This is a genomic window from Paramicrobacterium chengjingii, assembly GCF_011751765.2.
GTDB classification, from domain to species: Bacteria; Actinomycetota; Actinomycetes; order Actinomycetales; family Microbacteriaceae; genus Paramicrobacterium; species Paramicrobacterium chengjingii.
The window spans coordinates 2,718,098-2,740,046 of record NZ_CP061169.1 but is presented as its reverse complement, the minus strand read 5'-3'; the positions used below and the strand labels follow the sequence as shown (position 1 = coordinate 2,740,046).

The following is a 21,949-nucleotide window of genomic DNA, read 5'->3' as shown; positions in this document are numbered from 1 at the left end:
ACGGATGCCGCTCGACGGCGCATCCTTGGTGAATGACTCGCCAGATTCGCTTCAACGCCTTCGACATGAACTGCGTCGCACACCAGTCCTCTGGGCTGTGGCGGCATCCGGATGACCGGTCGCGTGACTACAACACGATCGAGTACTGGACTCGTCTCGCGCAGCTGCTGGAGCGCGGCAAGTTTGACGGGCTGTTCATCGCCGATGTGCTCGGCACCTACGATGTGTATGGCTCGAGCAACGAGGGAGCGATCAAACACGGAGCGCAGGTGCCCGTGAACGATCCGCTTCTGCTGGTGTCGGCAATGGCCGCCGTCACAGAGAACCTCGGCTTCGGCGTGACGGCGGGCACTGCCTACGAGCACCCGTACCCGTTTGCGCGCCGCCTGACGACGCTCGATCATCTCACGAAGGGTCGCGTCGGCTGGAACGTCGTGACGGGATACCTCCCCAGCGCGGCCCGCAACATGGGACACGACGACCAGATGGAGCACGACGACCGTTACGACTACGCCGATGAGTACCTCGAGGTGCTCTACAAGCTGTGGGAAGGCTCGTGGGAAGACGACGCCGTGCAGTTCGACCGTGAGTCGGGAGTGTTCACGGACCCGAGCAAGGTGCACGAGATCGGGCATGAGGGAAAGAACTTCACAGTTCCCGGCATCCACATCTCTGAGCCAAGCCCGCAGCGAACGCCCGTGATCTACCAGGCTGGCGCGTCGCCGCGCGGCGTGAAATTCGCTGCGGAGAACGCCGAGGCTATCTTCATCGCCAACTCGACGAAAGATGGACTGAAAGAGACAGTCACGCGCATTCGGGATGGCCTCGAGGCAGCGGGCCGCGGCCGCTATGACGCGCGCATTTACGCGCTTATCACGGTGATCACGGACTCCACGCCGGAGAAGGCCCAGGCGAAACTTGACGATTATCTCAGCTATGCGAGCCCCGAGGGCGCAGCAGTCTTCCTTTCGGGCTGGATGGGCGTCGACCTGTCGAAGTACTCGCTCGACGAGCCCGTGGGCAACGTCAAGAGCAACGCCATCCAGTCCGCCGTCGCCAATGTTCAGCGCGGTGCCGACGACGGCACTGTGTGGACGGTCGGCGACATTGCAAAGCAAGGCGCGATCGGTGGGCTCGGGCCGTACATTGTGGGAAGCGGCGAAGAGATCGCTGACCAGCTCCAGGAGATTGCGGAGCATTCAGACGTCGACGGCTTCAACCTGGCATACGCGGTGACGCCCGGCACGTTCGAAGACATCGTTGAGCACGTGATTCCCGTTTTGCAGTCACGCGGCGCCTATCAGACGGACTACACGCCCGGAACTCTGCGCAACAAGCTGCAGGAGAAGGGCGATCGTGTGTCCCCGGAGCACCGTGCCGCTCAGTACAGCTACCGCAATCGGGTCTCGCAGGGGGCCTGAAACTACTCACATGGATGCTGTCGGGCGCTGCGCTCGACAGCATCCATGCCGTTCGGGCGAGTGATAAAACTTTCGGTCGATGCCAGGACGATTTCAGATGCGTAGTCTCTGAGTGTGCCGGGTTGTCTCCGGCAGAAAGAAGCACCGATGTCATCGGTCAGCACGCAGCAGACGAGCACGGGCAAACGTCGTTGGATCGGCCTGGGAATGCTTGCGGCATCGCTGTCGATGATCGTGCTCGACGGCACGATCGTCGGCGTTGCTCTTCCGACGCTCATTGCCGATCTCGGCCTCGATGTGAGCGAGGCGCAGTGGGTGAACGGCATCTATTCCGTCGTGTTCGCCGCGCTGCTGTTGACGACGGGCCGGCTTGGCGACCGGTTTGGCCGACGCCGACTTCTGATCATCGGCATTGTCATCTTCGTCGCGGGCAGTGCTATTGCAGCCCTGGCCTCCTCGGCGGGTACGTTGATTGCCGCGAGAGTAGTGCAAGGCGTTGGTGGCGCACTGATTCTGCCGACGACGCTCTCTAGCGTCAACGCCACGTTCCGCGGTAAAGATCGCGCCATTGCATTTGGTGTGTGGGGCGCCGTGATCTCGGGCATGGCAGCGCTCGGGCCGCTTGTTGGCGGTTGGATCACCACGTCGTTCACATGGCAATGGATCTTCATTGTCAACGCTCCACTCGGAGTGCTGCTCATCGTCGGGGTTCTGCTCACCGTTGACGAATCGCGTGAAAAGATCGAGATTCCCGGTCTCGATGTCGGTGGTCTTCTGCTCAGCGTCGCCGGCTTTGGGCTGCTCGTCTTTGGGCTCATCGAAGGGGAGTCTCTCGGGTGGTGGACGCCGACGTCTGAGCTCACGATCTTCTCGTGGACCTGGGGAACGGATGCCGCGATCTCTGCGGTTCCTCTCGCGCTGCTGCTTGGCTCGGCGTCCCTCGTCGGGTTCGTTCGCTGGGAGCTGCGCCGTGCGAGGTTGGCTCGTTCGGCGATTCTCGATCTCAGTCTGTTCCGTGTGCGCACGTTTCGCTGGGGAAACCTCGTCGCCCTCTGCGTCGCGATTGGGGAGTTTGGTCTGCTTTTCGCACTGCCCCTGTTCATTGTCAATGCGCTCGGCGTCAGCACGCTTCAAGCAGGGCTCGCGCTCGCCGCGATGGGGCTCGGCGCGTTTGTCGCCGGCGCCCAGGCGCGCCACCTGGCGGCCCGCTTCTCGGCACCGACAACCGTGCTGATCGGGCTCGTGCTCGAGACGATCGCCGTCATTGCACTGGTCTTCGTGGTGACGGCATCCGTTTCGCTATGGCTTCTCGCCGCGGTGCTCGTCGTCTACGGGCTTGGTCTGGGGCTCGCGTCGGCGCAGCTCACGGGAACGGTGCTCGCGGACATTCCGGTTGGCGAGTCGGGGCAGGGCTCTGCGACTCAAAGCACAGTGCGGCAGGTGGGGTCGGCGTTGGGCACCGCCGTGATCGGCACGGTGCTTGCGGCGTCGCTCGCCGGAGTGATTCCGGGGCAGTTGGACGCCGTCGAGGGACTCCCGTCGCACCACGCGACGGCGATTACCGATGCCACGGTCAATGCAGCGGGCGGCACGATCGAGCCACTGCGCGAGCAGGGGACACACGGCAAGCTCGGGGATGCGGCACCGGATGTCGTGGAAGCGCTGTCCACGGGCATGGCGGATGCCACCCGCATCTCGCTCGGTGCCGCGGGGATCTTCCTCGCTCTCGGCGCGATCGCCTCGACGGGGCTGCGTCGCTCGCGTGATGACTCGACCCCCAACGCTGGTATCGAGGATTGAGCTTCTTCTCGCTTTGTCGTCCACAGGTAGAAAGTTTTGCGAGTTGTCCACAATGGTGGTGTGATCGGGGGTTTGTGTCGGTAGGAATGTCGGTGGCTGCTGGAAGACTGTGGTCATGCAGAACACAGCGGCGATACCGGGATTCGAGCCTGTGGAGGGTCCGGATGCTGCTGCTGTGCGTGCCGCGGAAGTAGCAGTGGCGGCCGTTGCGAAGCTCGCCGATGTTGACCCGGCCACTCTTACCTCCAACACGCTGCTGACCTATGTCGGTCTTCTGGGAAACATCGCCCGCATTGTCGAGGGCCGCCAAATCTCCAACGTCGGAGACATTGCCCGGCGCTCGGATACGGATGCGGGGTTTGATGGTGTGGCTGCCCGTCACGGATCGTCGTCCCCGACGGCATTGTTTGAGAAGGTGACGGGGGTGAAGAACTCCACAGCGCACCGGTACGCGAAAGTCGCCGAACAGACCACACCGCGGGTGTCTGACACGGGGTTGCCGTTGGATCCGGTCTTCACCCAGACGGCTGCGGCGCTTGCTGAGGGCACGATCGGTTTGGATGTTGCCGAGGTGATCACGTCGGCGTTGGCGCCGGTACTGTCTCGGGTGGCACCGGAACAAGCAGAGTGGGCCGAGAGCACACTGTTGGGTAACGCCACCGGTGCATACGGTGAGGTGCCGGTGTCGGCGGATGCTCTGCGGCAGCAGGCACGCATGTTTTGTGTTGCGTTGGATCCGGATGGTGTGGAACCCACAGCGGAAGAACTCCATCAAGCACGCGCTCTGCTGTTTCGTCATCGGGATGATGGCAGCATGAAAATCACCGGCACTCTCTCCCCGGAACAGGCAGCACAGGTGACACCCGTGTTTGACGCATTCATGTCCAAACGCACCAGCCCGAAGTTCATGGAGACCGAAGAGTTAGCCGCCCACGGCCAGGAACCGGAAGCACGGTCGAGGCAGCAGGAACGTGCCGACGTGTTCACAGCGATCATCGGCGGCACCGGGAAACAGAAGTCCGCACCGAAACTCCACGGCAGAGGACCCACCGTGCTCGTCACCGTGAAAGATCACGACCTCGAAACGGGTACGGGTGCTGCCTGGTCACCGGGCACACCAGCACCGTTACCCATGTCGTTTGTGAAACAGATGCGATGCGACGGCGACACCCGACAGGTGCGTATCGATGAGCACGGTGACGTGTTGAACCTCGGGTACGCCAAACGAGAGTTCACCCCGAAGCAACGCCTCGCCCTCATCGCACGCGACGGCGGCACGTGTGTTGCTGCCGACTGTGACATCCCCGCCTGGCTCTGTGAAGCACACCACGTACACGGGTGGGCAAAAGACGGCAAAACCGACACCACGAACGGTGTCATGCTGTGTTGGTTTCATCACCGTCTGGTTGAACGCGGCGAATGGTCCCTCACCCGCGACAACACAGGGCAACCGAGACTCGTTCCACCAGACTGGTACGTCAACCGACGGTATCTCGGCAGGCGGCGCAAACCCGGGGACAGCTCGCCAGACGACGGCCGCGACCCGCCGGGCCCTGGCCGAGATACCAGGCCGCGCACCTGAGTACGCGGCGGCCCCGAGGGAACACCACGCACGAGTCAAAGTACTCGAAGCGCTACATGGAGTGTGCTCTGCGGTTACTGCGCGAGATGAAGCTCTGTGACATTTGTCCTGCAAATGTCGGGATATCGCTCTCTGCCTCCACGACCCGTGCAATTCCTATCGTCGACAGTGACGAAGGGAAACACCATGACTGCAACACAGACGACTGGTCGGGCGACAAAACGCAACCGTAACGCACGGCGTTCGCTCACCAGCATCCTGACCATCATCATCGCCGCACTTGCCGCTGAGCTCGTGTGGGCAATTGCCGTTCCTCTCGCGGGCATCGAGCTCGTCGTGCCTCAGGCGGGGACGACCGTCGGGCCGGCAGCCATCGCGACATCCGTTGTACTTGCCGGGTTGGCTGCGTGGGGACTGCGGGCGTTCATGGCACGCAGCCGCACCGGGCTGAACGCGTGGACGGCCATCGGAGCTGTTGTGCTTGCGCTGTCCCTCGGCGGGCCTGCGCTCTCGGGCGCGAGCGGCCCCGTGCTGGGAGTTCTGGAGATCATGCATGTCGTCGTGGGCATCGCGCTCATTGTTGGGCTGCGTCTCTCTGCCCGGCATGGCCTCACTCAGCAGACGAACGCGTAACGTGAACTCAGGGAGAACACTGATGACCGACCGAAACATGACAGCAGAGTGCGACGATTGGGCGGTTGGAGCACTCATGAAGCGCAGCCCCTGGTTTGCGCTCGTATGGCTGCCCATTCTGTTGATCGCGCCCGTGGTGACGAGTGCAACGTCGGGGCGCGCCGTCGAACTAATCGCTTACGTCGTGATTGCCGCCTGGTACATCCTGACTGTTGTGCTTTCGTACCGCGATGTTCCGCGGTGGTACGGAGAAGTAGCGGTTATCGTTCTGACCGTCTTGGTTGTTCTGCAATTCGTGATTTCGGGATCGGGACAGAGTTTTCTGTATCCGCTACTCGCGATCGCGGCAGCCACGGCTATTCGTTTTCGCTACGCCCCCGGCGTTGTGATGGCGCTGTCAATCAGTGGAGCTGTCACCGAGGGATTCGAGTCACTGTCACTCTCGAGCGCATTGCTCTTCGGCTTTGCGAGCGTGATGGCGGGAATGAGCACCTACCTCATTCGCTACCTCATCGACACAGTGTCCGACCTGCGCGCGACCAGGCGGCGGCTCGCCGGACTCGCGGTCGCAGAAGAGCGGCAACGCTTCTCCCGCGACCTGCACGACCTGCTGGGGCACACGCTGTCGGTGATCGTGGTGAAGGCTGAGGCGATTCGTCGCCTCGCGGCATCCGACTCTGATGCTGTCGTGATCCACGCACGTGGCATTGAAGACGTCGGGCGCACCGCGCTTGCCGACGTTCGCCAGACCGTCGCGGGCTATCGCGAGCTGCAGCTTGAACACGAACTGGCCGGCGCAATCGAAGCGATGACGGATGCTGAGGTGAGCGCGGAAACATCGAGCCCGACGCCCTCATTGTCACCGAAGGTGGACTCGCTTTTCGCCTGGGTGGTGCGCGAGGCGACTACAAACGTTCTGCGACACTCACACGCCACCCGGTGCACTGTGCGCATCACATCCGATGACGCGGGCGACACGATTGAGATCGCAGACAACGGTCATGGTGCCGTCGCCGCCGAATGGGGTTCGGGCATTCGCGGAATGCGCGAACGCGCATCGCGCGCAGGCGGTACCCTCGACATCGCATCCGATGCCAGAGGGTTCACTCTGACGGTGAGCGTTCCGACAGAAGGGAGCACCACGTGATTTCGATAGTGATCGCTGAAGACCAGACAATGATGCGGTCGGCGCTGACCACCCTGCTCGAGCTGGAAGAAGACCTGAGCGTTGTCGCCGGTGTCGGGCGCGGCGATGAGATCGCCCTCGCAATCCGGGAGCACACGCCCGACGTCGCACTTCTCGACATCGAGATGCCGGGGAAGTCCGGCCTTGACGCGATTTCCGACGTGCGGCGTGAGAACCCGGACACAGCTGTCATCGTCGTCACGACGTTTGGACGTGCGGGGTATCTGCGTCGAGCGATGGATGCCGGCGCGCGTGGGTTCCTCGTCAAAGACAACCCGGTTGAGGAGCTTGCCGCATCCATCAGGCGGGTCGTCGCGGGCGAGACGATCATTGACCAGCTGCTCGCGGCTCAGGCGCTCAGCGCGGGGGAGAACCCGCTGAGCGATCGCGAGGTTGACGTACTCGGCACGAGTGACGGCGGCATCCCGATTTCTGAGATCGCCGCGCAGCTGCATCTGTCACCAGCGACGGTGCGCAATTACCTGTCTGCTGCGATCGGCAAGCTCGGGGCACGCAACCGCGCAGAGGCTCTTCAGCTGGCACGGCGAAACGGCTGGGTGTGACCTACTACTCGAAGACGAGCCATTGCCGCCCGTCGATGATCTCGCGAACTGCATCGAGATGACCCGCGTGGGTGGCTGTCTCGGTGAGCACGTGCAGCACGACGTCGCGCACTGTGGCGAGTCGGTATTCGCCGAAGAGGTCAGCGGGCCACCAGGCGGGCGGAGCGTCGAAGGATGCGGATGCGAGGATGGCGTTTGAGCGCTCGATCGCGTCTGTGTAGAGGGCGATAGCCTGCGAGCCGGTGAGATGCCCAGGCACGTTCCACCCGTCGCCGCCAGACCCGACCCAGTCGATGACAGCCCGGTCGCCGGCAACGGTGCCTCCGAACCAGAACCGTTCGTCATCGAGGGTCAGGTGATGCAGCATCGACGTGATCGACCACCCACTGGGCAGCACACGTTTTCCCATTGCCTCGTCGTCGAGCCCCTCGACGATGCCGAGTACATGTTGACGTTGACTTTCGAGTCGTGCAAGCAGTGCTGCATCTGCCGGGGTTGTCATGCCCACACATTACGGGTCAGCGGAAAATCTTCCAAAGAGGGTCCCTGAACTGGTGTCGGAGACAGACACGTTGTAAACTTGAGTATCAACGACTCAAGTTTTGATTCCAGTATTGATTCCAGTATTGATTCATATGCACCAGTGATGTGCGCAGGCAGGAAGGACACACATGGCAAACATGCAAGGTGCGCCCTCCACGCAGGAGGACGCCAAGAGCGCACTTGAGCAGTTCGGCGTCAATCTCACCGAAATTGCTCGAGCGGGCAAACTCGACCCGGTGATCGGTCGAGATGCCGAGATTCGTCGAGTCAGCCAGGTACTGACGCGTCGCACCAAGAACAACCCGGTACTCATCGGAGAACCCGGAGTCGGCAAGACGGCCGTCGTCGAAGGGCTCGCCCAGCGCATCGTCGCCGGTGACGTTCCCGAGTCGCTCAAGGACAAGCAGCTTGTCTCACTCGACATCTCGGCGCTCGTCGCCGGAGCAATGTACCGAGGTCAGTTCGAAGAGCGCCTCAAGGGTGTTCTGAAAGAGATCAACGACGCCGAAGGCGAGATCATCACCTTCGTCGACGAGCTTCATCTGCTGATGGGAGCAGGCGGCGGAGAAGGTTCCGTCGCGGCATCCAACATGCTCAAGCCCATGCTGGCACGCGGTGAGTTGCACCTCATCGGCGCGACGACCCTCGACGAGTACCGCGAATATATCGAGAAGGATGCCGCACTCGAACGGCGCTTTCAGCAGGTGTACGTGGGGGAGCCCAGCGTTGAAGACAGCATCGCGATTCTGCGTGGGCTGAAGGGACGCTATGAAGCGCATCACGGAGTGACGATCACCGATGCTGCTCTCGTGGCGGCGGCATCGCTCAGCAATCGCTACATCACATCGCGTCAGCTTCCCGATAAGGCGATCGACTTGATCGACGAGGCGATGAGCCGCCTCAAGATGGAGATCGACTCGTCGCCGGTTGAGATTGACGAACTCAAACGACAGGTTGACCGCATGAAGATCGAGGAGCTCGCCCTCAAGAAGGAGAAAGACGAGGCCTCAAAAGAGCGACTCGCCAAGCTGCGCGAGGAGCTCTCGGTCAACCAGGAGGAACTGTCGCATCTTCAGGCGAGATGGGAACGCGAGCGGACGGGACTCAACAAAGTCGGAGACCTCAAGAAGAAGCTTGACGAGGCAAAGACCTCGCGTGACAAAGCGATGCGCGAGGCGAACTACGCCGAAGCCTCGAAGCTCGAGTACACAACGATCAAGCAGCTCACCGAGCAGCTCGAGCAGGCCGAGAACGAGAGCGAGCCTGACGAGCCGCGCATGGTGAATGAGCAGGTGACAGACGACGACATCGCCGCGGTCATTGCTGCCTGGACCGGCATTCCCGTCGGTCGACTTCTTCAGGGCGAGACCGAGAAGCTTCTACACCTCGAGTCAGAGCTGGGCAAGCGACTGATCGGTCAGAAGCCAGCAGTGACTGCTGTGGCGGATGCTGTTCGCCGCAGTCGAGCGGGTATCTCAGACCCGAATCGCCCGACCGGCTCGTTTATGTTCCTTGGCCCTACGGGCGTCGGAAAGACCGAGCTGGCAAAGGCTCTCGCTGAGTTTCTCTTCGACAATGAGAAAGCCATGGTGCGCATCGACATGTCGGAGTACGGCGAGAAGCACACTGTGTCGCGCTTGGTCGGCGCACCTCCCGGGTACGTCGGGTATGAACAGGGCGGTCAGCTCACCGAGGCGGTGCGCCGGCGCCCCTACTCGGTGATCCTGCTCGATGAAATTGAGAAGGCCCACCCCGAGGTATTCGATGTGCTGCTTCAGGTGCTCGATGATGGACGGCTGACCGACGGTCAGGGCCGCACCGTCGACTTTCGCAACACCATCTTGATTCTCACGTCAAACCTGGGATCGCAGTTTCTTATCGACCAGACTCTGTCGTGGGATGAGAAAGAGCGGTCGGTGCATGAACTCGTGCGGCAGGCCTTCAAACCCGAGTTCGTCAATCGGCTTGACGACATCGTCGTCTTCTCCGCGCTCACGCAGGAGGAGCTGGGCGAGATCGTCGAGCTCTACATCGACAGACTGCAGCGACGGCTTGTCGAACGACGCCTCGAGCTCGCCGTCACGCCCGATGCACGGTCGTGGCTCGCGGATCGCGGCTACGATCCGATTTACGGAGCTCGCCCGCTTCGCCGGTTGATGCAGAAAGAGATCGACGATCGTCTGGCTACGGCGCTCCTCGGCGGCGAGATTCACGACGGAGATACGGTGCGGGTCGACTTTGACTCCGCTGGTGATCATCTCACGGTCGCCTCGGTCTGATCGCGATTCGGCCGCTTCCCCCGCGCGGGGGAAGCGGCCTGCGCCGTTGTCCGGCACGATGGACTCGTGACCGGGCATTCGAAGGTGGCGTCTCTCGTTGGGGCTGCGTGGCGACGTCTGCTTGTGCTGCTCATCGGCGGGCTCGTTGCCATTCCGTACGGAGCGATCCTCATCTGGGGTGTTGCCCTCTGGACAGGCGACGACATCGCTTGGTATGCGCGCTGGTCGAGCATCGCTGTCGCCGCGCTGCTGATCGTTCCGGCGACGCTTCCGGTGACGCGCGCTCTTGAGCGCACTGTTGCGTCACAGCTGCTCGACTCCGTCGTTGCCGAACCTCGGGCGCGCGCAACGTTCGCCGACACGGCGCGAGGCGCACTTTTCTTCGCCGGGCATATCGCCTCGGGCGGCATCCTGATCGTGGGAGTCGCCTTCGTCTTTCCGCTGCTTGCCGTGCTGATCGGCGATGCTCTGGGCGACAAAGAAACGGGCGCCGAGCTGATGCGTGACGCCTTCGCCGTTTCCGTTGTCGATCATGCGACAGCACTCGTGCTGTGCGCTGTTGCTTCGGTGCTCATCGTCGCGTTCACGATCGGGGCCGGGTACCTTCTGCCGTGGTATGCGACCCTGCTGCTCGGGCCATCTCGTGACGAGCAGCGCGCCCGCGACGCCGAAGAGGCGTCTGCCACTCGACGTCGCGGAGCACTCGCGCGTGACGTACACGACTCGGTCGGCCACGCCCTCACCGTCACGACAATGCAGGCGATCGTCGCCCGCCGAACGATGGAGAGCGACTCGGATGCCGCGCGTGCTGCGCTCTCTGAGATAGAACGGGTGTCGCGCAGCGCTGTTGCCGAACTCGACTACGTGCTCTCTGTGCTGCGCGACAGAGAAGCGGCACGAGACGACCATGCCCCCAACCGTCGCACGCTGGGTGATGTCGCACTGCTCGCCGAGGAGACACGTGCGGCTGGTTTCAGCGTCGAACTGTGCCTGGATGGCGACCCGGAGCGACTGCCCGCGAGTCTGGGCCGCGAGGCGTACCGCGTGGTGCAAGAAGGGGTCACAAACGCCCTGCGATACTCGGCGACGCCATGCATCACCATTGAGATCGTGGTCGGGCGCGATCAACTCAGTATTCGCATCGACAACGACACGGAGGCGATCCGCGTGATCGACGGGCGCGGGCTCACCGGCCTGCGCGAGCGGGTATCTGTGCTGGGCGGCGAATGCCAGATTGACGTCAGCGACGGGCGCTGGCGGCTTGCCGCCACGCTACCGACGCACGGACCAGCGGGAGGTGCCGCGTGAGCATTCGTCTGGCACTTGTCGACGACGAACCTCTGGTTCGCGCGGGACTGCGCGCAATTCTCGATGCTGAGCCTGGCTTGAGCGTCGTCTGCGAGGGGTCGGATGGCGAAGACGTGCTGAACCTCGTCGACGAGTTCACACCCGATCTGCTGGTCATGGACGTACGCATGCCGCGGGTGAGCGGCATCGAGGCGACCCGGCTTCTTCGACAGCGCCCGGACAGTCCTCGCGTTCTGATTCTCACCACGTTCGACAGCGACGACCACGTCTACGAGGCGTTGAAAGCCGGCGCGGACGGCTTCGTCGTGAAACGCGCGGAGCCGGCGGAGCTCGTGCGTGCCGTGCGGATCGTCGCCGAGGGCGACTCGCTTCTCTACCCCGCGCGCATCCGCCGGCTCGCAACACGGCAAAGTTCGCGAGGAGACAAGCTGGCGACGGCGCACCTCAGCGAACGCGAGAAAGACGTGCTGCGTGGCGTTGCACGCGGACTGTCGAACGCACAGATTGCATCGGAACTCTTCGTCGGGGCGGAGACCGTGAAATCCCATGTCGCCAGCATCCTGATGAAGCTCGCGGCACGCGACCGCACGCAGGCTGTGATCGCCGCATACGAATCGGGCTTCATCGAACCAGGTGCAGCCTTGCCAAGGAACGAAACTCGCTGATTTCCCCCGCGCGGGGAACACATTCCCCCGGGCAGGGGGAGACCCGAAGCGCGCCGATCGCGACGCTGGAATCATGAATACCTCACCTCACATCACAGCCCGTGACGCGGGCATGCAGCACCGTCGCAGCCGCGTTGCCCTCTTCGCTGCACTCATCTGGTCGATCGGCCTCGTGGCAGCATCCGTGCTTTGGCTTGTCGGCCTCGTTGCTGCTCCGTTCGGTACCTTCGTCGCCGACGACTTCACCGCTCTGATCGATGCGCCACCACACGCCGTCGCCTCGCTGCTGCTCGTCGTGGTCGGCATCACGGGAGTGGGCATCGCGACGAGGGCGATCACTCGCGCGGGCACTCCGCCCATCACCCTGCTCGCGGTGTACGCGGGTGCCCTCACGCTGTTCAGTACAGTCGTCGTCGCTGACGCGCGAGTGATGGCGCTGATCGGGTATGCGCTGAGCTTCCGGCTCGTGCCGCTTGACGGGCCGCTGACGCTGCAGCTCGGGATGCTGCTGGGATCGGCAGTGTGGATCGCAGCAGCCGTGCGAGCGCCCGCTGGGCGGATCATCGCGGTGGACGGGAGACGCCCGTCCGGGCTCGCGACGGTTGCCGTTGCCATTGCTGTCGCGGTGCCGGCTATCTACGCTGCAGTCCGGTTTGCGTGGGCGGCGGGGATCCCTCTCGGCATCTCAGACCAGATGCTGGTCGACGGGCAGGAATCCGGCCTCTGGAACATCGGCCTCGGGCTCGCGAGCGTCGCAGCAGCGGTGGCGCTGCTCACGCTCGGCCTCGTGCAGAGGTGGGGCGAGCGGCTGCCGCGCTGGGTGCCAGCGCTCGGCGGACGGCGGGTTCCACTGTCGCTCGCTGCAGTGCCCGTCACGATCGGAGCGCTCGCCATCTTTGCCGGGGGCGTGATGTTTGTTCGCGTGTTCATGACGGGAGCCTTTCCGCTCAGCGAGAACTGGTCGACCGTCGGGCCCGAGCTTCTGTGGCCGCTGTGGGCGATCGCGCTCGCCGTGGCGCTCGCCGAGTATCTCCGACGCCGTGTGCGCATCGACCGCCTTGCCTGAGGTGGGAGAAATCACAGGGAGGAGGGGCGGCCGATACCGGCCCCCCTCCCGCGACTGTTTTCTCGTCTGAGGTGGTGTTCTGACCCTGCAGGCTACGCGTTGACGAGCACAATTTCGTCGAGCGGCCTACGTTCGCGTGGAGCCACCTCACGCGCGCGCAACGTCTCATCGGGCAGCGCTTCCGGTCTGGCAAGCACACCAAGCGCTGCAACTGAGACGACGCGGAATCGCTCGTCAAGATCGAACGCTGCGTGCAACCCCTCAGGATCGAACCCGCCCATCTGGTGAACGTGCAGTCCATCTTTGTGAGCCTGCAGCGTGAGTGTAGCCGCGGCCTGCCCCAGGTCGTATTCTGCCCATCGGCGATCGGTGCCGTCTTCGGTCACCGTCTCGGCGACGTTCACGATAAGAGCTGCAGCGGTGACAGCCCACTGCTGGTTGAAACCAAGCAGGTTTTCGACGATCGCCGCGTGCTCCGCCGTTCCACGGCGAGCCACAATGAATCGCCAAGGCTGAGTGTTGGCGGCGGATGCTGCCCAGCGCGCTGCCTCCAACGCCGACGTGAGCTTCGCCTCGGGAACCGCAACGGTCACGTCGAATGAGCGAGGGCTCCAACGGCTGGCGATCACCTCCGAAATCGGTGAGCTTGTCACAGCAATGCGGTCCTGCGGGGTCATGGATCTCCTTGATGTCGATGTTGGGACGTTGGGCTCCGATACATGCAAACGCATTGGATGACAGAGCTTATTCCGCAGATGTCAGAAATTCTGCTGACGCACGGCGGTGGCGAGCTCGTCGGGAACTGTCGCATCATGCAGACTCGTGGTGTCGCCGAGCGGACGCCCATCGACAATACGAGCGAGGAGGCGCCGGAGGATCTTTCCCGATCGCGTCTTCGGCAGCTCACGCACAGCGAAGACGTGGGCAGGTTTGGCGATCGGCCCGATCTGAATGGCGACGTGCTCACGAAGCGATGCGACGAGCTCGGGATGCGTCCGGGCGAGCTCTGCGTCGCCAACGACAACGAATGCCGCAATGGCGCTGCCTGTGACGGCATCCTCGACACCGGCGACGCCGGCCTCCACAACGGCGGAGTGCGATACGAGCGCCGACTCGATCTCGAGTGCCGAGAGACGATGCCCCGAAACATTGATCACATCGTCGATGCGGCCGAGCACCCGGGTGTCTCCATCAGCATCCACAGTGGCGCCATCGCCAGACGCGAACCATCCCTGCCGCCAATAGTCCGCCCAATAGGAATCGCGATACCGCTCCGCATCGCCCCACACTGTACGGGCAAGCGCGGGTCCCGTGCGATCGACGACGAGCGTTCCGCCGACGCCGGGGGCAGCCGTGTTGCCTGCGGCATCCACCACCCGCGTCGACAATGCCGGCAAGGCCCTGGTCGCCGACCCTGGTTTGAGCGTCGAGACCCCCGGCAGCGGCGCGATCACCGCGGCTCCGGTCTCCGACTGCCACCACGTGTCGATAATGGGGCATTCGCCCCGGCCGACTCGCTCGTGAAACCAGCGCCAGGCCGATGGATTGATCCCCTCGCCGACAGTGCCGAGAAGCCGGATGCTCGACAGGTCGTAGTGAGCGGGTGGTCCGTCAGGAAATCGGCCCATCAGCGACCGAATCAGCGTCGGAGCCGTGTAATACGTCGTCACCCCGTACCGTTCGATGATCTCGAAGTGCCTGCCAGCATGCGGAGTGTCGGGCGTGCCCTCGTACATCACCTGCGTGGCGCCATTCGAGAGGGGCCCGTAGATTGAATACGTGTGCGCCGTCACCCAGGCAAGGTCGGCCGTACACCAGTGAACGTCGTGTGGCTTCAGATCGAAGATCGCCCAGTGCGAATAGCTCGCCTGAACGAGGTAGCCGCCCGATGTGTGAACGAGACCCTTGGGCGTACCCGTCGTTCCCGATGTGTACATGATGAACAGCGGCGTCTCGGCGTCGAAATACTCAGGAACATGGGTGTCGGATGCTGTCGCGACAACGTCGTGCCACCAGAGATCGCGGCCATCAGTCCACGGTACGTCTGGCGTCTGCTCGCCCGTGCGGCGAATCACAAGCACATGCTCGATGCTTGGTGACTCCGCCACCGCGGCATCCGCCTGCGCTTTGACGGGCACGGCCGCACCGCGCCGAAATTGGCCATCGCTCGTGATGAGAAGCTTCGCGCCCGTGTCGTGAATGCGAAACTTCACGGCTTCGGCGCTGAACCCGCCAAAAACAAGCGAGTGGATCGCACCAATGCGCGCGACGGCCAGCGTGGCGATCAGCGTCTCGGGAATGACGGGGAGATAAATGACAACGCGGTCGCCCGTGCCGACGCCCAGAGCGGTGAGCGCGTTCGCCGCTCGTGACACCTCGCGCTGCAGGTCGGCGTAGGTGAGGGTGCGACGGTCGCCGAGCTCGCCCTCGAAGTGCAGAGCCACAGTGTCGCCGCGGCCGGCAGCGACATGCCTGTCGACACAGTTCACTGCAACGTTGAGAGTGCCACCAGCGAACCACTCGGCCTTCGGCACAGTGAGCGCTCCGTCATCTCGCTGTCGCACGGGCTCCCATGTGTGAACTGTATGCCATGGAGTGTGCCAGTCGAGCCTGCGTGCTGCTTGCTCCCAGAAAGCGAGTGGGTGCGCATCCGCCAGTGCGACGTCTGCCGCTGTGACGTTGGCCGTGAGTGCGAGGTGCTCCGGGGCTGGGTAGAGGCTCGTGTTCCTCGCGTGCACGTCGATTGCTGAAGTCATACCCCGACCGTAAGCGTCGTGGAGAGTCGGCCGCGTGCAGCAGTGAAACTCTCTGTAACAGAGCGCGGTCAGCGGCTGAAGAGGGGGAGGGGCATGCCGATGCTCACGAGCACGGAGCCGAGTCCGTAGCCGACGACGCACACAAGCAGCCCAATCACTGGCACCCAGTACGCCATGCGGCTCGTGACAAGACGACGAATCGTCCAGATGGTGAACACGATCACCGAGGCGATGGGAACCCACAGTGCGATCGTCGTGCCCAAGCCGATGAGACCGAAATTGCAGTAGCGACCTACTTCGATGCAGGGAATTGTCGATAGCCCGAGAAAACTCGCGACAAGCAGCGTGAGGCCCACCGTCATGACGAGCAGCACCTGCAGTACGACGGATGCCACGAGGTCCCATTCAGGGCGTGAAGAGGCGGGAATCCGGCCGGGCATGCGGCAAGTATGCCACTGCAAACTGGACGCTTTCGGAGGAATTCCCGTACGTCATATGACGGTCTGTGTCACCGCACGACGCGGGATGCTGGGCAGCATCCGTTTCGCCGTCATTCTGTGAGTGCTAAGAAGCGAATGCCTGTCGAATCTCGGCGATGAACGCGTCGATGTCGGCCTCTGTGGTGTCGAACGCGCACATCCATCGCACTTCGTTGTGATCGGCGTCCCAGTCATAGAAGCGAAACTTCTCACGCACGGTGTCGGCGATGCCGTCGGGGAGTTTGACGAAGATTGCATTCGATTGCGTCGCCTGCGAGAAGGTGACGCCGGGCAGCTCGCCCTGAGCGATGAGCTCGTCGAGCCGACGACGCAGTTGCGCGGCAATCGCGTTCGCCTGCTGTGCCGAGCGCTTCCACAGATCGCCCTCGAGCAGGGTGATGAGCTGGGCAGAGATGAAGCGCTGTTTCGATGCGAGCTGCATGTTCATCTTGCGCAGGTAAACGAGCCCGTCGGACGCCTTCTCGTCGAAAACCACGATGGCCTCGCCGAACAGCATCCCGTTCTTTGTTCCGCCAAAGCTCATGACGTCAACGCCCGCATCCCTCGTGATGGTGCGCAGCGGAAGGTCAAGAGCCACGGCGGCGTTGGCGATGCGTGCGCCGTCCATGTGCAGCTTCATGCCGCGCTCGTGCACGTGATCGGCGATCGCACGCACCTCTTCTGGCGTATAGAGGGTTCCGACCTCGGTCGACTGCGTGATCGACACGACGAGCGGCTGAGCCCGGTGCTCATCGCCCCAGCCCCACGCCTCGGTATCGATCAACTCGGGGGTGAGCTTGCCGTCTGGCGTGTCAACGGTGAGTAGCTTCATGCCGCCGACGCGCTCAGGTGCGCCATTTTCGTCAACGTGAATGTGGGCGGTGGATGCTGTGATCACAGCGCCCCATCGAGGCAGCATCGACTGCAATCCGATCACGTTCGCCGCTGTGCCGTTGAACACGGGGAACACCTGGACCCCGTCTCCGAAGTGGCGTTCGAACACATCGGCGAGGCGCGCCGTGTAGACGTCCTCTCCGTAGGCGATCTGATGGCCGCCATTGGCAGCGACGATCGCGTCGATGATCTCGGGGTGCGCGCCGGCGTAGTTGTCGGAGGCGAATTGCTTGACTGTGGGATCGTGCAGAGAGTTCACACCTCCATCCTCACCCATCCGACGGCATCGATGCTTGCATCGGGCGCAGGAATCCTGCGATATTGCGACGTTTGGGCGAACACCGGCGGATCACAGTCGTTTCATGTACTCGTCGTAGAGCGCGTCCCAGCCGGCAGCATGGGCGGCGTCGCCGACGACGAGCGGAATCTGGATGCCGCCCGCGACAGCGTCGAGCGCCTGTAGGCAGATGTGCCACCCGGCCGCAAGGCTCGGCGCGAGAGAGACATCGGCAAACACATGGCTGAGCTGCACGATGGTGCCCTCGGGCGACGGAGCCAACTCGATGTCTATGCGGTCGTCTGCCCACATCAACGACAGCATCTGCTGCGTTGCCGCGGTCAGCACTTTGCCCAGATTGGCGTTCGCCTCGAGGTCATCGGTCTGGCGCAGCGAGATGGTTCCCAGCCGGTCGAGATCACGGTCGGGCGAGAACGGCGCCCAGCGCACGATGATTGCGCGTTCCGTGAGGGCGGGCCACAGTGTCGCCGTGGAATGCTCCATCGTCCGTTCAAGCGTGAGCAGCTGGTGCGTGCCCATGTCGATGAGCGTCGCGCCGAGGGGATGCTCTGGCAGTTGGAATTCGGCCATGCCTCCAGTGTGCGATGTGTCTCGATGCTCGTCCAGCACCAAAATGGCGACCGCCCGCAGAAGCCTGCGGGCGGTCGTGCTCAGACGCCGACAATCAGCGGCTGAGGGCCTCCCCCCATTTCACGCGCGAACCCATCTTGAGCAGCGAATTCTCGTAGATGCGTGAGCCGATGATCACGACGACGACTGCGGATACTGCGAGAACGAGCAGTGATAGAAGCGGCTCCCACCATTCGGCTGTGCCGAGGAACAGCCGCATCGGCATGCCGACCGGAGCCGAGAACGGTACGTACGACATGATGCCGAGCACGAGCGGGTTGTCGTGGAAGAAGATGACGAGGAAGTAGGGAAGCATCACGAGCATCGTGACGGGTGTCGTTGTCGACCCAATATCTTCCTGTCGCGACACCATCGAGCCGGTGGCTGCGAACATTGCTGCGAGCAGAATGAATCCGATGGCGAAGAAGGCAACGAACCACACGATGGGGGCGCCGAGCCCAAGCAGCAGGTCACTCTGACCGATCACCGAGAGACCGATGATCGACAGCACGGCGAGCACAGCAATCTGCCCGAACGCCAGAATCGAGTTGCCGAGCACTTTGCCCGCAAGCAGCGAGCGCACGGGGATCGCCGACATGAGAATCTCGACAACGCGAGTCTGCTTCTCTTCAACGACGCTCTGCGCAATCACCTGCCCGAAGGTCATTGCAGACATGAAGAACACAAGTCCGAAACCGATGGCGACGAAATAGGCGATGAGCGGGCTCTCGGCGCTGGTGTCCAGAAGCGTCACCTTCGGCGTGATGCTGAGCTGCATCATGAGCGACGTCGGCGCCTCGGTATCGGCGATGATGGCCACCCCGACCGCTGAATCGTCGGGGATCAGAGCCGCGTCGGCATCGCCGTCTGCGACAAGGGTCTTCGCTTCGTCGACGCTCGACACCTCCGTGACGTCATACCCGTCGACGCCGTCGAGCGCAGACGACGCCTCGCCAACCGTTGCGATCGGAGCATCCGATTGGTTCTGCACCGTGAGGCCACCGATGATCAGCGCGCCGATCGTGATGACGAACAGGATGATCGTCGAGATGACAAATGCCTTGCTGCGCAGTCGCGCCATGATCTCGCGTTCGGCGACAAGCCAGGTGCTCGAGGTGAAGCTCGGGGCGTGCGTGGGGGTGGTCATGCGATGACCTCCTTGAAGATCTCTGCGAGCGATGGATGCTTCGGAGCGAACGTTGTGACGGCACCTTCGTCAACGGCGCGGCGCAGCACGTGCTGCGCCGTCGCGTCGTCGTCGACATCGAAGATCGCATAGCCGCCGTCGAAGTCGAGAACGCTCACGCCCGGCGTTTCACGAAGCCAACCTGCGTCGCCGGTGAAGAGTAGTTCGAAGCGATTCGCCGAGTGCTCGGCGCGCAGCTGCTCGCGAGAGCCGCTTGCGCGAATTTCGCCGCCGGCGATGATCACGAGGTCGTCGCACAGACGTTCGACGATGTCGAGCTGATGGCTTGAGAACAGCACGGGAACCCCGCCGGATGCGTACTCGCCGAGCACGCCGACGACGGTGTCGACAGCCAGTGGGTCGAGTCCGGAGAACGGCTCATCGAGAATCAGCGTCGTCGGCTCATGCACAAGAGCGGCGGCGATCTGCGCACGCTGCTGATTTCCGAGCGAGAGGTCTTCAATGGGGTCGTTCGCCCGTTCCGCGAGATCGAGGCTCTCGAGCAGGCTGTCGGCGTTTCGCTGTGCATGGGCGAGGCTGAACCCGTGAAGCCGTGCGAGGTAGATGAGCTGCTCGGCTACCTTCATCTTGGGGTAGAGGCCGCGTTCTTCCGGCATATAGCCGAATGCACGTCGGTCGGATGCCGAGAGTGGACGTCCATCAAAGCTGACGCTTCCTGAGTCTGACGTCAGTAGGCCGAGAATGATCCTCATCGTCGTCGTCTTACCTGCGCCGTTGCCACCGACGAAGCCGGTGAGGCGGCCTGGCGCGACCGTAAAGCCTACGTCATTCAGAACACGGCGTGTTCCGAAGTTCTTGGTGATGCCGGAGATCTCGAGCACTGTCGATCCTTTCATCGGGTCTGACTCAACGTTATGGCTCGGCATTGCCTGACGGCATCCGCCGCTGGGCGGGTTTCGGCTCTCATCCGCCAGGCGGAGGACCCGAAGGTAGGACAGTCGATCCCTGGTTGAACATGGCATTCCTCGTTTCGTGACACGGCGCGACAGTAGGAACATGAATACAACACAGGAACGCATAGCACTCGTCACCGGATCCAATCGAGGAATCGGTAGGAGTGAAGCCCTTGCTCTTGCGCGAAGCGGCGTCGACGTGATCGTGACGTACCGTACGGGCGCGCAGCAAGCCGAAGCGGTGGTCGACGAGATCGCAGCGCTCGACCGCCGAGCCGTAGCGCTTCCCCTCGACGTCACTGACGCGGACTCGTTCGATGCATTCGCCTCGCAGGTGCGCACCGAGCTCTCTGACGGCTGGGGGCGCGACAACTTCGACATCCTCGTCAACAACGCAGGTGCCGCGGTATGGACTCCGCTCGGCGAGATCGGCGCACAGCAGATCCGAGACGCCTTTGACATGCATGTCGTCGGCGTTGTGATGCTCACACAGGCTCTTGAGCCGTACATCGCCGATGGGGGCCGCATCATCAACACATCGAGCGGTCTCTCTCGGTTCGTCGGCGAGAACGGCTACTCGGTGTACGCGGCCGCGAAAGGGGCGGTCGAGGTGTGGACACGCTACCTTGCACGAGATCTAGCTCCGCGCGGTATCACCGTGAATGCGATCGCGCCCGGTGCGACGGCCACCGACTTCGGTGGGGGATCGCTCCGCGACGACGAAGGCATCCGTGACGTGCTCTCGGGCATCATCGCCATGGGCCACGTCGGGCAGCCGGATGACATCGGAGCAGCTGTCGCATCGCTCGCCTCCAAGAACATGGGGTGGGTGACGGGCCAGAGAGTCGAGGCATCCGGAGGAATGCGGCTCTGAACCGCGTCGGGCAGAATGAGCACATGATGAGTGACGACAGGGCGCAGCTCGCGGACTTCCTTCGCACCCGCCGAGCTGCGCTTCAGCCCGAAGACGTCGGTATGCCGCGGGGGCCGCGCCGTCGGACGGATGGCTTGCGTCGGGAGGAGGTCGCCGCGCTCGCCGGCTTGTCTGTCGACTATTACAGCCGCATGGAGCAGAGCAGAGGCCCGCATCCGAGTGAGCAGATGCTCGTCGCGCTTGCGAGAGGGCTTCGCCTGTCGCTCGATGAACGGGACTATCTTCTGCGCCTCGGCGGATACCCTGTGCCGCGCCGCATCATGCGCGGAGACCACGTTGATGCCGGAATCATGAGAATTCTCGATCGCCTCGCTGATACTCCGGCCATGGTCGTCGGCAGCGCGGGCGAGATTCTCTATCAGACGGGACTCGCGATCACGCTTTTCGGCGACGAGACGCGGTTCTCGGGCCTCGAGCGCAGCGTTGTGTATCGCTGGTTCACCGCCCCGGACTCCCGGACGGTCTATCCAGACGATGATCACGAGCAGCGCGCGCGGGACTTCGTCGCCGACCTTCGGACGGCCTACGTGCGCGATGGGCGCCCCTCGCCCGCGGCCGACGTCGCCGATGCGCTGACGGAATCAAGCGCCGAGTTCAGAACGTTGTGGGCTGAGCATCGCGTCGAGCACAAACACAGTCAGTACAAGCGGCTTGTCCACCCTGAGGTCGGAGTCATGGAGGTCTATTGCCAGTCGCTGTTCGACATCGACCAGAGTCAGGGGCTCCTCGTCTTCACGGCGACGCCGGGGAGCGAAAGCGCCGAGAAGCTCCGACTGCTGGGCGTTCTGAGTGGCCACGTTGTGTGAAGAGGGCGGCATTCTGAGCTCGTGAGT

Annotated in this window: 20 protein-coding genes; 12 read left to right on the top strand and 8 right to left on the bottom strand. The window is 63.1% G+C overall.

What is annotated here, in order from left to right; genetic code table 11:
- The first annotated feature begins 32 nt into the window (after window positions 1-32).
- The 6 genes from HCR76_RS13270 (at window position 33) to HCR76_RS13250 (ending at window position 7,185) form a co-directional block, all read left to right on the top strand.
- Entirely contained in the window at window positions 33-1,421 is a 1,389-nt protein-coding gene (locus HCR76_RS13270) for an LLM class flavin-dependent oxidoreductase (RefSeq protein ID WP_166991347.1), read from the top strand.
- Window positions 1,422-1,568: 147 nt separating this feature from the next.
- Entirely contained in the window at window positions 1,569-3,221 is a 1,653-nt protein-coding gene (locus HCR76_RS13265) for an MFS transporter (RefSeq protein ID WP_166991344.1), read from the top strand.
- Window positions 3,222-3,336: 115 nt separating this feature from the next.
- Window positions 3,337-4,803, top strand: coding sequence for an HNH endonuclease signature motif containing protein (locus tag HCR76_RS13260; protein WP_166991341.1), 1,467 nt, complete (start codon window positions 3,337-3,339; stop codon window positions 4,801-4,803).
- Between the two features lie 186 nt (window positions 4,804-4,989).
- Window positions 4,990-5,436, top strand: coding sequence for a DUF6069 family protein (locus HCR76_RS13255; RefSeq protein WP_166991338.1), 447 nt, complete (start codon window positions 4,990-4,992; stop codon window positions 5,434-5,436).
- Window positions 5,437-5,458: 22 nt separating this feature from the next.
- Window positions 5,459-6,583: a sensor histidine kinase gene (locus HCR76_RS17480; RefSeq protein ID WP_166991335.1), complete on the top strand. Its 1,125-nt coding sequence runs from the start codon at window positions 5,459-5,461 to the stop codon at window positions 6,581-6,583.
- Entirely contained in the window at window positions 6,580-7,185 is a 606-nt protein-coding gene (locus HCR76_RS13250; protein WP_166991332.1) for a response regulator transcription factor, read from the top strand. The genes HCR76_RS17480 and HCR76_RS13250 overlap by 4 nt, the downstream gene beginning before the upstream one ends.
- 4 nt (window positions 7,186-7,189) lie before the next feature.
- On the opposite strand, the gene HCR76_RS13245 is transcribed toward HCR76_RS13250, so the two are convergent.
- On the bottom strand, window positions 7,190-7,687 hold the full coding sequence (locus HCR76_RS13245; protein WP_166991329.1) for a mycothiol transferase: 498 nt from the start codon (window positions 7,685-7,687) through the stop codon (window positions 7,190-7,192).
- Window positions 7,688-7,856: 169 nt separating this feature from the next.
- Here HCR76_RS13245 and HCR76_RS13240 point away from each other — a divergent pair, with 169 nt between their 5' ends.
- The 4 genes from HCR76_RS13240 (at window position 7,857) to HCR76_RS13225 (ending at window position 13,046) form a co-directional block, all read left to right on the top strand.
- Window positions 7,857-10,007 carry an ATP-dependent Clp protease ATP-binding subunit gene (locus tag HCR76_RS13240; RefSeq protein ID WP_166991326.1) on the top strand — a complete coding sequence of 717 codons (2,151 nt, stop codon included), beginning with the start codon at window positions 7,857-7,859 and terminating at the stop codon, window positions 10,005-10,007.
- Window positions 10,008-10,073: 66 nt separating this feature from the next.
- The gene (locus HCR76_RS13235; RefSeq protein WP_166991323.1) at window positions 10,074-11,315 is read left to right on the top strand and encodes a sensor histidine kinase; all 1,242 of its coding nucleotides are present in this window, start codon (window positions 10,074-10,076) and stop codon (window positions 11,313-11,315) included.
- Window positions 11,312-11,980 carry a response regulator gene (locus HCR76_RS13230; protein WP_166991320.1) on the top strand — a complete coding sequence of 223 codons (669 nt, stop codon included), beginning with the start codon at window positions 11,312-11,314 and terminating at the stop codon, window positions 11,978-11,980. Before HCR76_RS13235 ends, HCR76_RS13230 begins: the two co-directional genes overlap by 4 nt.
- 73 nt (window positions 11,981-12,053) lie before the next feature.
- Window positions 12,054-13,046: a hypothetical protein gene (locus HCR76_RS13225; protein WP_166991317.1), complete on the top strand. Its 993-nt coding sequence runs from the start codon at window positions 12,054-12,056 to the stop codon at window positions 13,044-13,046.
- A gap of 92 nt (window positions 13,047-13,138) precedes the next feature.
- Here the strand turns inward: HCR76_RS13225 and HCR76_RS13220 are convergent, their stop codons facing one another.
- The 7 genes from HCR76_RS13220 to HCR76_RS13190 form a co-directional block, all read right to left on the bottom strand.
- Window positions 13,139-13,723 carry a nitroreductase family protein gene (locus HCR76_RS13220; RefSeq protein WP_166991314.1) on the bottom strand — a complete coding sequence of 195 codons (585 nt, stop codon included), beginning with the start codon at window positions 13,721-13,723 and terminating at the stop codon, window positions 13,139-13,141.
- An 81-nt stretch (window positions 13,724-13,804) separates the two neighbouring features.
- Window positions 13,805-15,802 (bottom strand): acetate--CoA ligase, encoded by a 1,998-nt coding sequence (gene acs / locus HCR76_RS13215; RefSeq protein WP_166991311.1) that lies wholly within the window; start codon window positions 15,800-15,802, stop codon window positions 13,805-13,807.
- 68 nt (window positions 15,803-15,870) lie between these two features.
- Window positions 15,871-16,242 (bottom strand): hypothetical protein, encoded by a 372-nt coding sequence (locus tag HCR76_RS13210; RefSeq protein WP_166991308.1) that lies wholly within the window; start codon window positions 16,240-16,242, stop codon window positions 15,871-15,873.
- Between the two features lie 124 nt (window positions 16,243-16,366).
- Window positions 16,367-17,434 (bottom strand): threonine aldolase family protein, encoded by a 1,068-nt coding sequence (locus HCR76_RS13205; protein ID WP_244971397.1) that lies wholly within the window; start codon window positions 17,432-17,434, stop codon window positions 16,367-16,369.
- Window positions 17,435-17,524: 90 nt separating this feature from the next.
- Window positions 17,525-18,043 (bottom strand): SRPBCC domain-containing protein, encoded by a 519-nt coding sequence (locus HCR76_RS13200; protein ID WP_166991302.1) that lies wholly within the window; start codon window positions 18,041-18,043, stop codon window positions 17,525-17,527.
- 94 nt (window positions 18,044-18,137) lie between these two features.
- Window positions 18,138-19,229: an ABC transporter permease gene (locus tag HCR76_RS13195; protein ID WP_166991299.1), complete on the bottom strand. Its 1,092-nt coding sequence runs from the start codon at window positions 19,227-19,229 to the stop codon at window positions 18,138-18,140.
- A complete protein-coding gene (locus HCR76_RS13190) occupies window positions 19,226-20,110 on the bottom strand; it encodes an ABC transporter ATP-binding protein (protein ID WP_166991764.1) in 885 nt (294 codons plus the stop codon). The genes HCR76_RS13195 and HCR76_RS13190 overlap by 4 nt, the downstream gene beginning before the upstream one ends.
- A 175-nt stretch (window positions 20,111-20,285) precedes the next feature.
- On the opposite strand from HCR76_RS13190, the gene HCR76_RS13185 reads away from it, so the two are divergent.
- Together HCR76_RS13185 and HCR76_RS13180 are read left to right on the top strand one after the other, a co-directional pair.
- Entirely contained in the window at window positions 20,286-21,056 is a 771-nt protein-coding gene (locus HCR76_RS13185; RefSeq protein WP_166991296.1) for an SDR family NAD(P)-dependent oxidoreductase, read from the top strand.
- A 23-nt stretch (window positions 21,057-21,079) separates the two neighbouring features.
- The gene (locus tag HCR76_RS13180) at window positions 21,080-21,922 is read left to right on the top strand and encodes a helix-turn-helix transcriptional regulator (RefSeq protein ID WP_342357086.1); all 843 of its coding nucleotides are present in this window, start codon (window positions 21,080-21,082) and stop codon (window positions 21,920-21,922) included.
- Window positions 21,923-21,949: the final 27 nt, after the last annotated feature.

What these genes read in the sequence shown, in the direction of transcription:
- HCR76_RS17480 (WP_166991335.1), top strand. Translation starts at nt 5,459, where the DNA reads ATGACCGACCGAAACATGACAGCAGAGTGCGACGATTGGGCGGTTGGA.
- HCR76_RS13210 (WP_166991308.1), bottom strand. Translation starts at nt 16,242, where the DNA reads ATGCCCGGCCGGATTCCCGCCTCTTCACGCCCTGAATGGGACCTCGTG.
- HCR76_RS13195 (WP_166991299.1), bottom strand. Translation starts at nt 19,229, where the DNA reads ATGACCACCCCCACGCACGCCCCGAGCTTCACCTCGAGCACCTGGCTT.
- HCR76_RS13220 (WP_166991314.1), bottom strand. Translation starts at nt 13,723, where the DNA reads ATGACCCCGCAGGACCGCATTGCTGTGACAAGCTCACCGATTTCGGAG.
- HCR76_RS13255 (WP_166991338.1), top strand. Translation starts at nt 4,990, where the DNA reads ATGACTGCAACACAGACGACTGGTCGGGCGACAAAACGCAACCGTAAC.
- HCR76_RS13245 (WP_166991329.1), bottom strand. Translation starts at nt 7,687, where the DNA reads ATGACAACCCCGGCAGATGCAGCACTGCTTGCACGACTCGAAAGTCAA.
- HCR76_RS13260 (WP_166991341.1), top strand. Translation starts at nt 3,337, where the DNA reads ATGCAGAACACAGCGGCGATACCGGGATTCGAGCCTGTGGAGGGTCCG.
- HCR76_RS13265 (WP_166991344.1), top strand. Translation starts at nt 1,569, where the DNA reads ATGTCATCGGTCAGCACGCAGCAGACGAGCACGGGCAAACGTCGTTGG.
- HCR76_RS13240 (WP_166991326.1), top strand. Translation starts at nt 7,857, where the DNA reads ATGGCAAACATGCAAGGTGCGCCCTCCACGCAGGAGGACGCCAAGAGC.
- HCR76_RS13225 (WP_166991317.1), top strand. Translation starts at nt 12,054, where the DNA reads ATGAATACCTCACCTCACATCACAGCCCGTGACGCGGGCATGCAGCAC.
- HCR76_RS13185 (WP_166991296.1), top strand. Translation starts at nt 20,286, where the DNA reads ATGAATACAACACAGGAACGCATAGCACTCGTCACCGGATCCAATCGA.
- HCR76_RS13270 (WP_166991347.1), top strand. Translation starts at nt 33, where the DNA reads ATGACTCGCCAGATTCGCTTCAACGCCTTCGACATGAACTGCGTCGCA.
- HCR76_RS13200 (WP_166991302.1), bottom strand. Translation starts at nt 18,043, where the DNA reads ATGGCCGAATTCCAACTGCCAGAGCATCCCCTCGGCGCGACGCTCATC.
- HCR76_RS13180 (WP_342357086.1), top strand. Translation starts at nt 21,080, where the DNA reads ATGATGAGTGACGACAGGGCGCAGCTCGCGGACTTCCTTCGCACCCGC.
- acs (WP_166991311.1), bottom strand. Translation starts at nt 15,802, where the DNA reads ATGACTTCAGCAATCGACGTGCACGCGAGGAACACGAGCCTCTACCCA.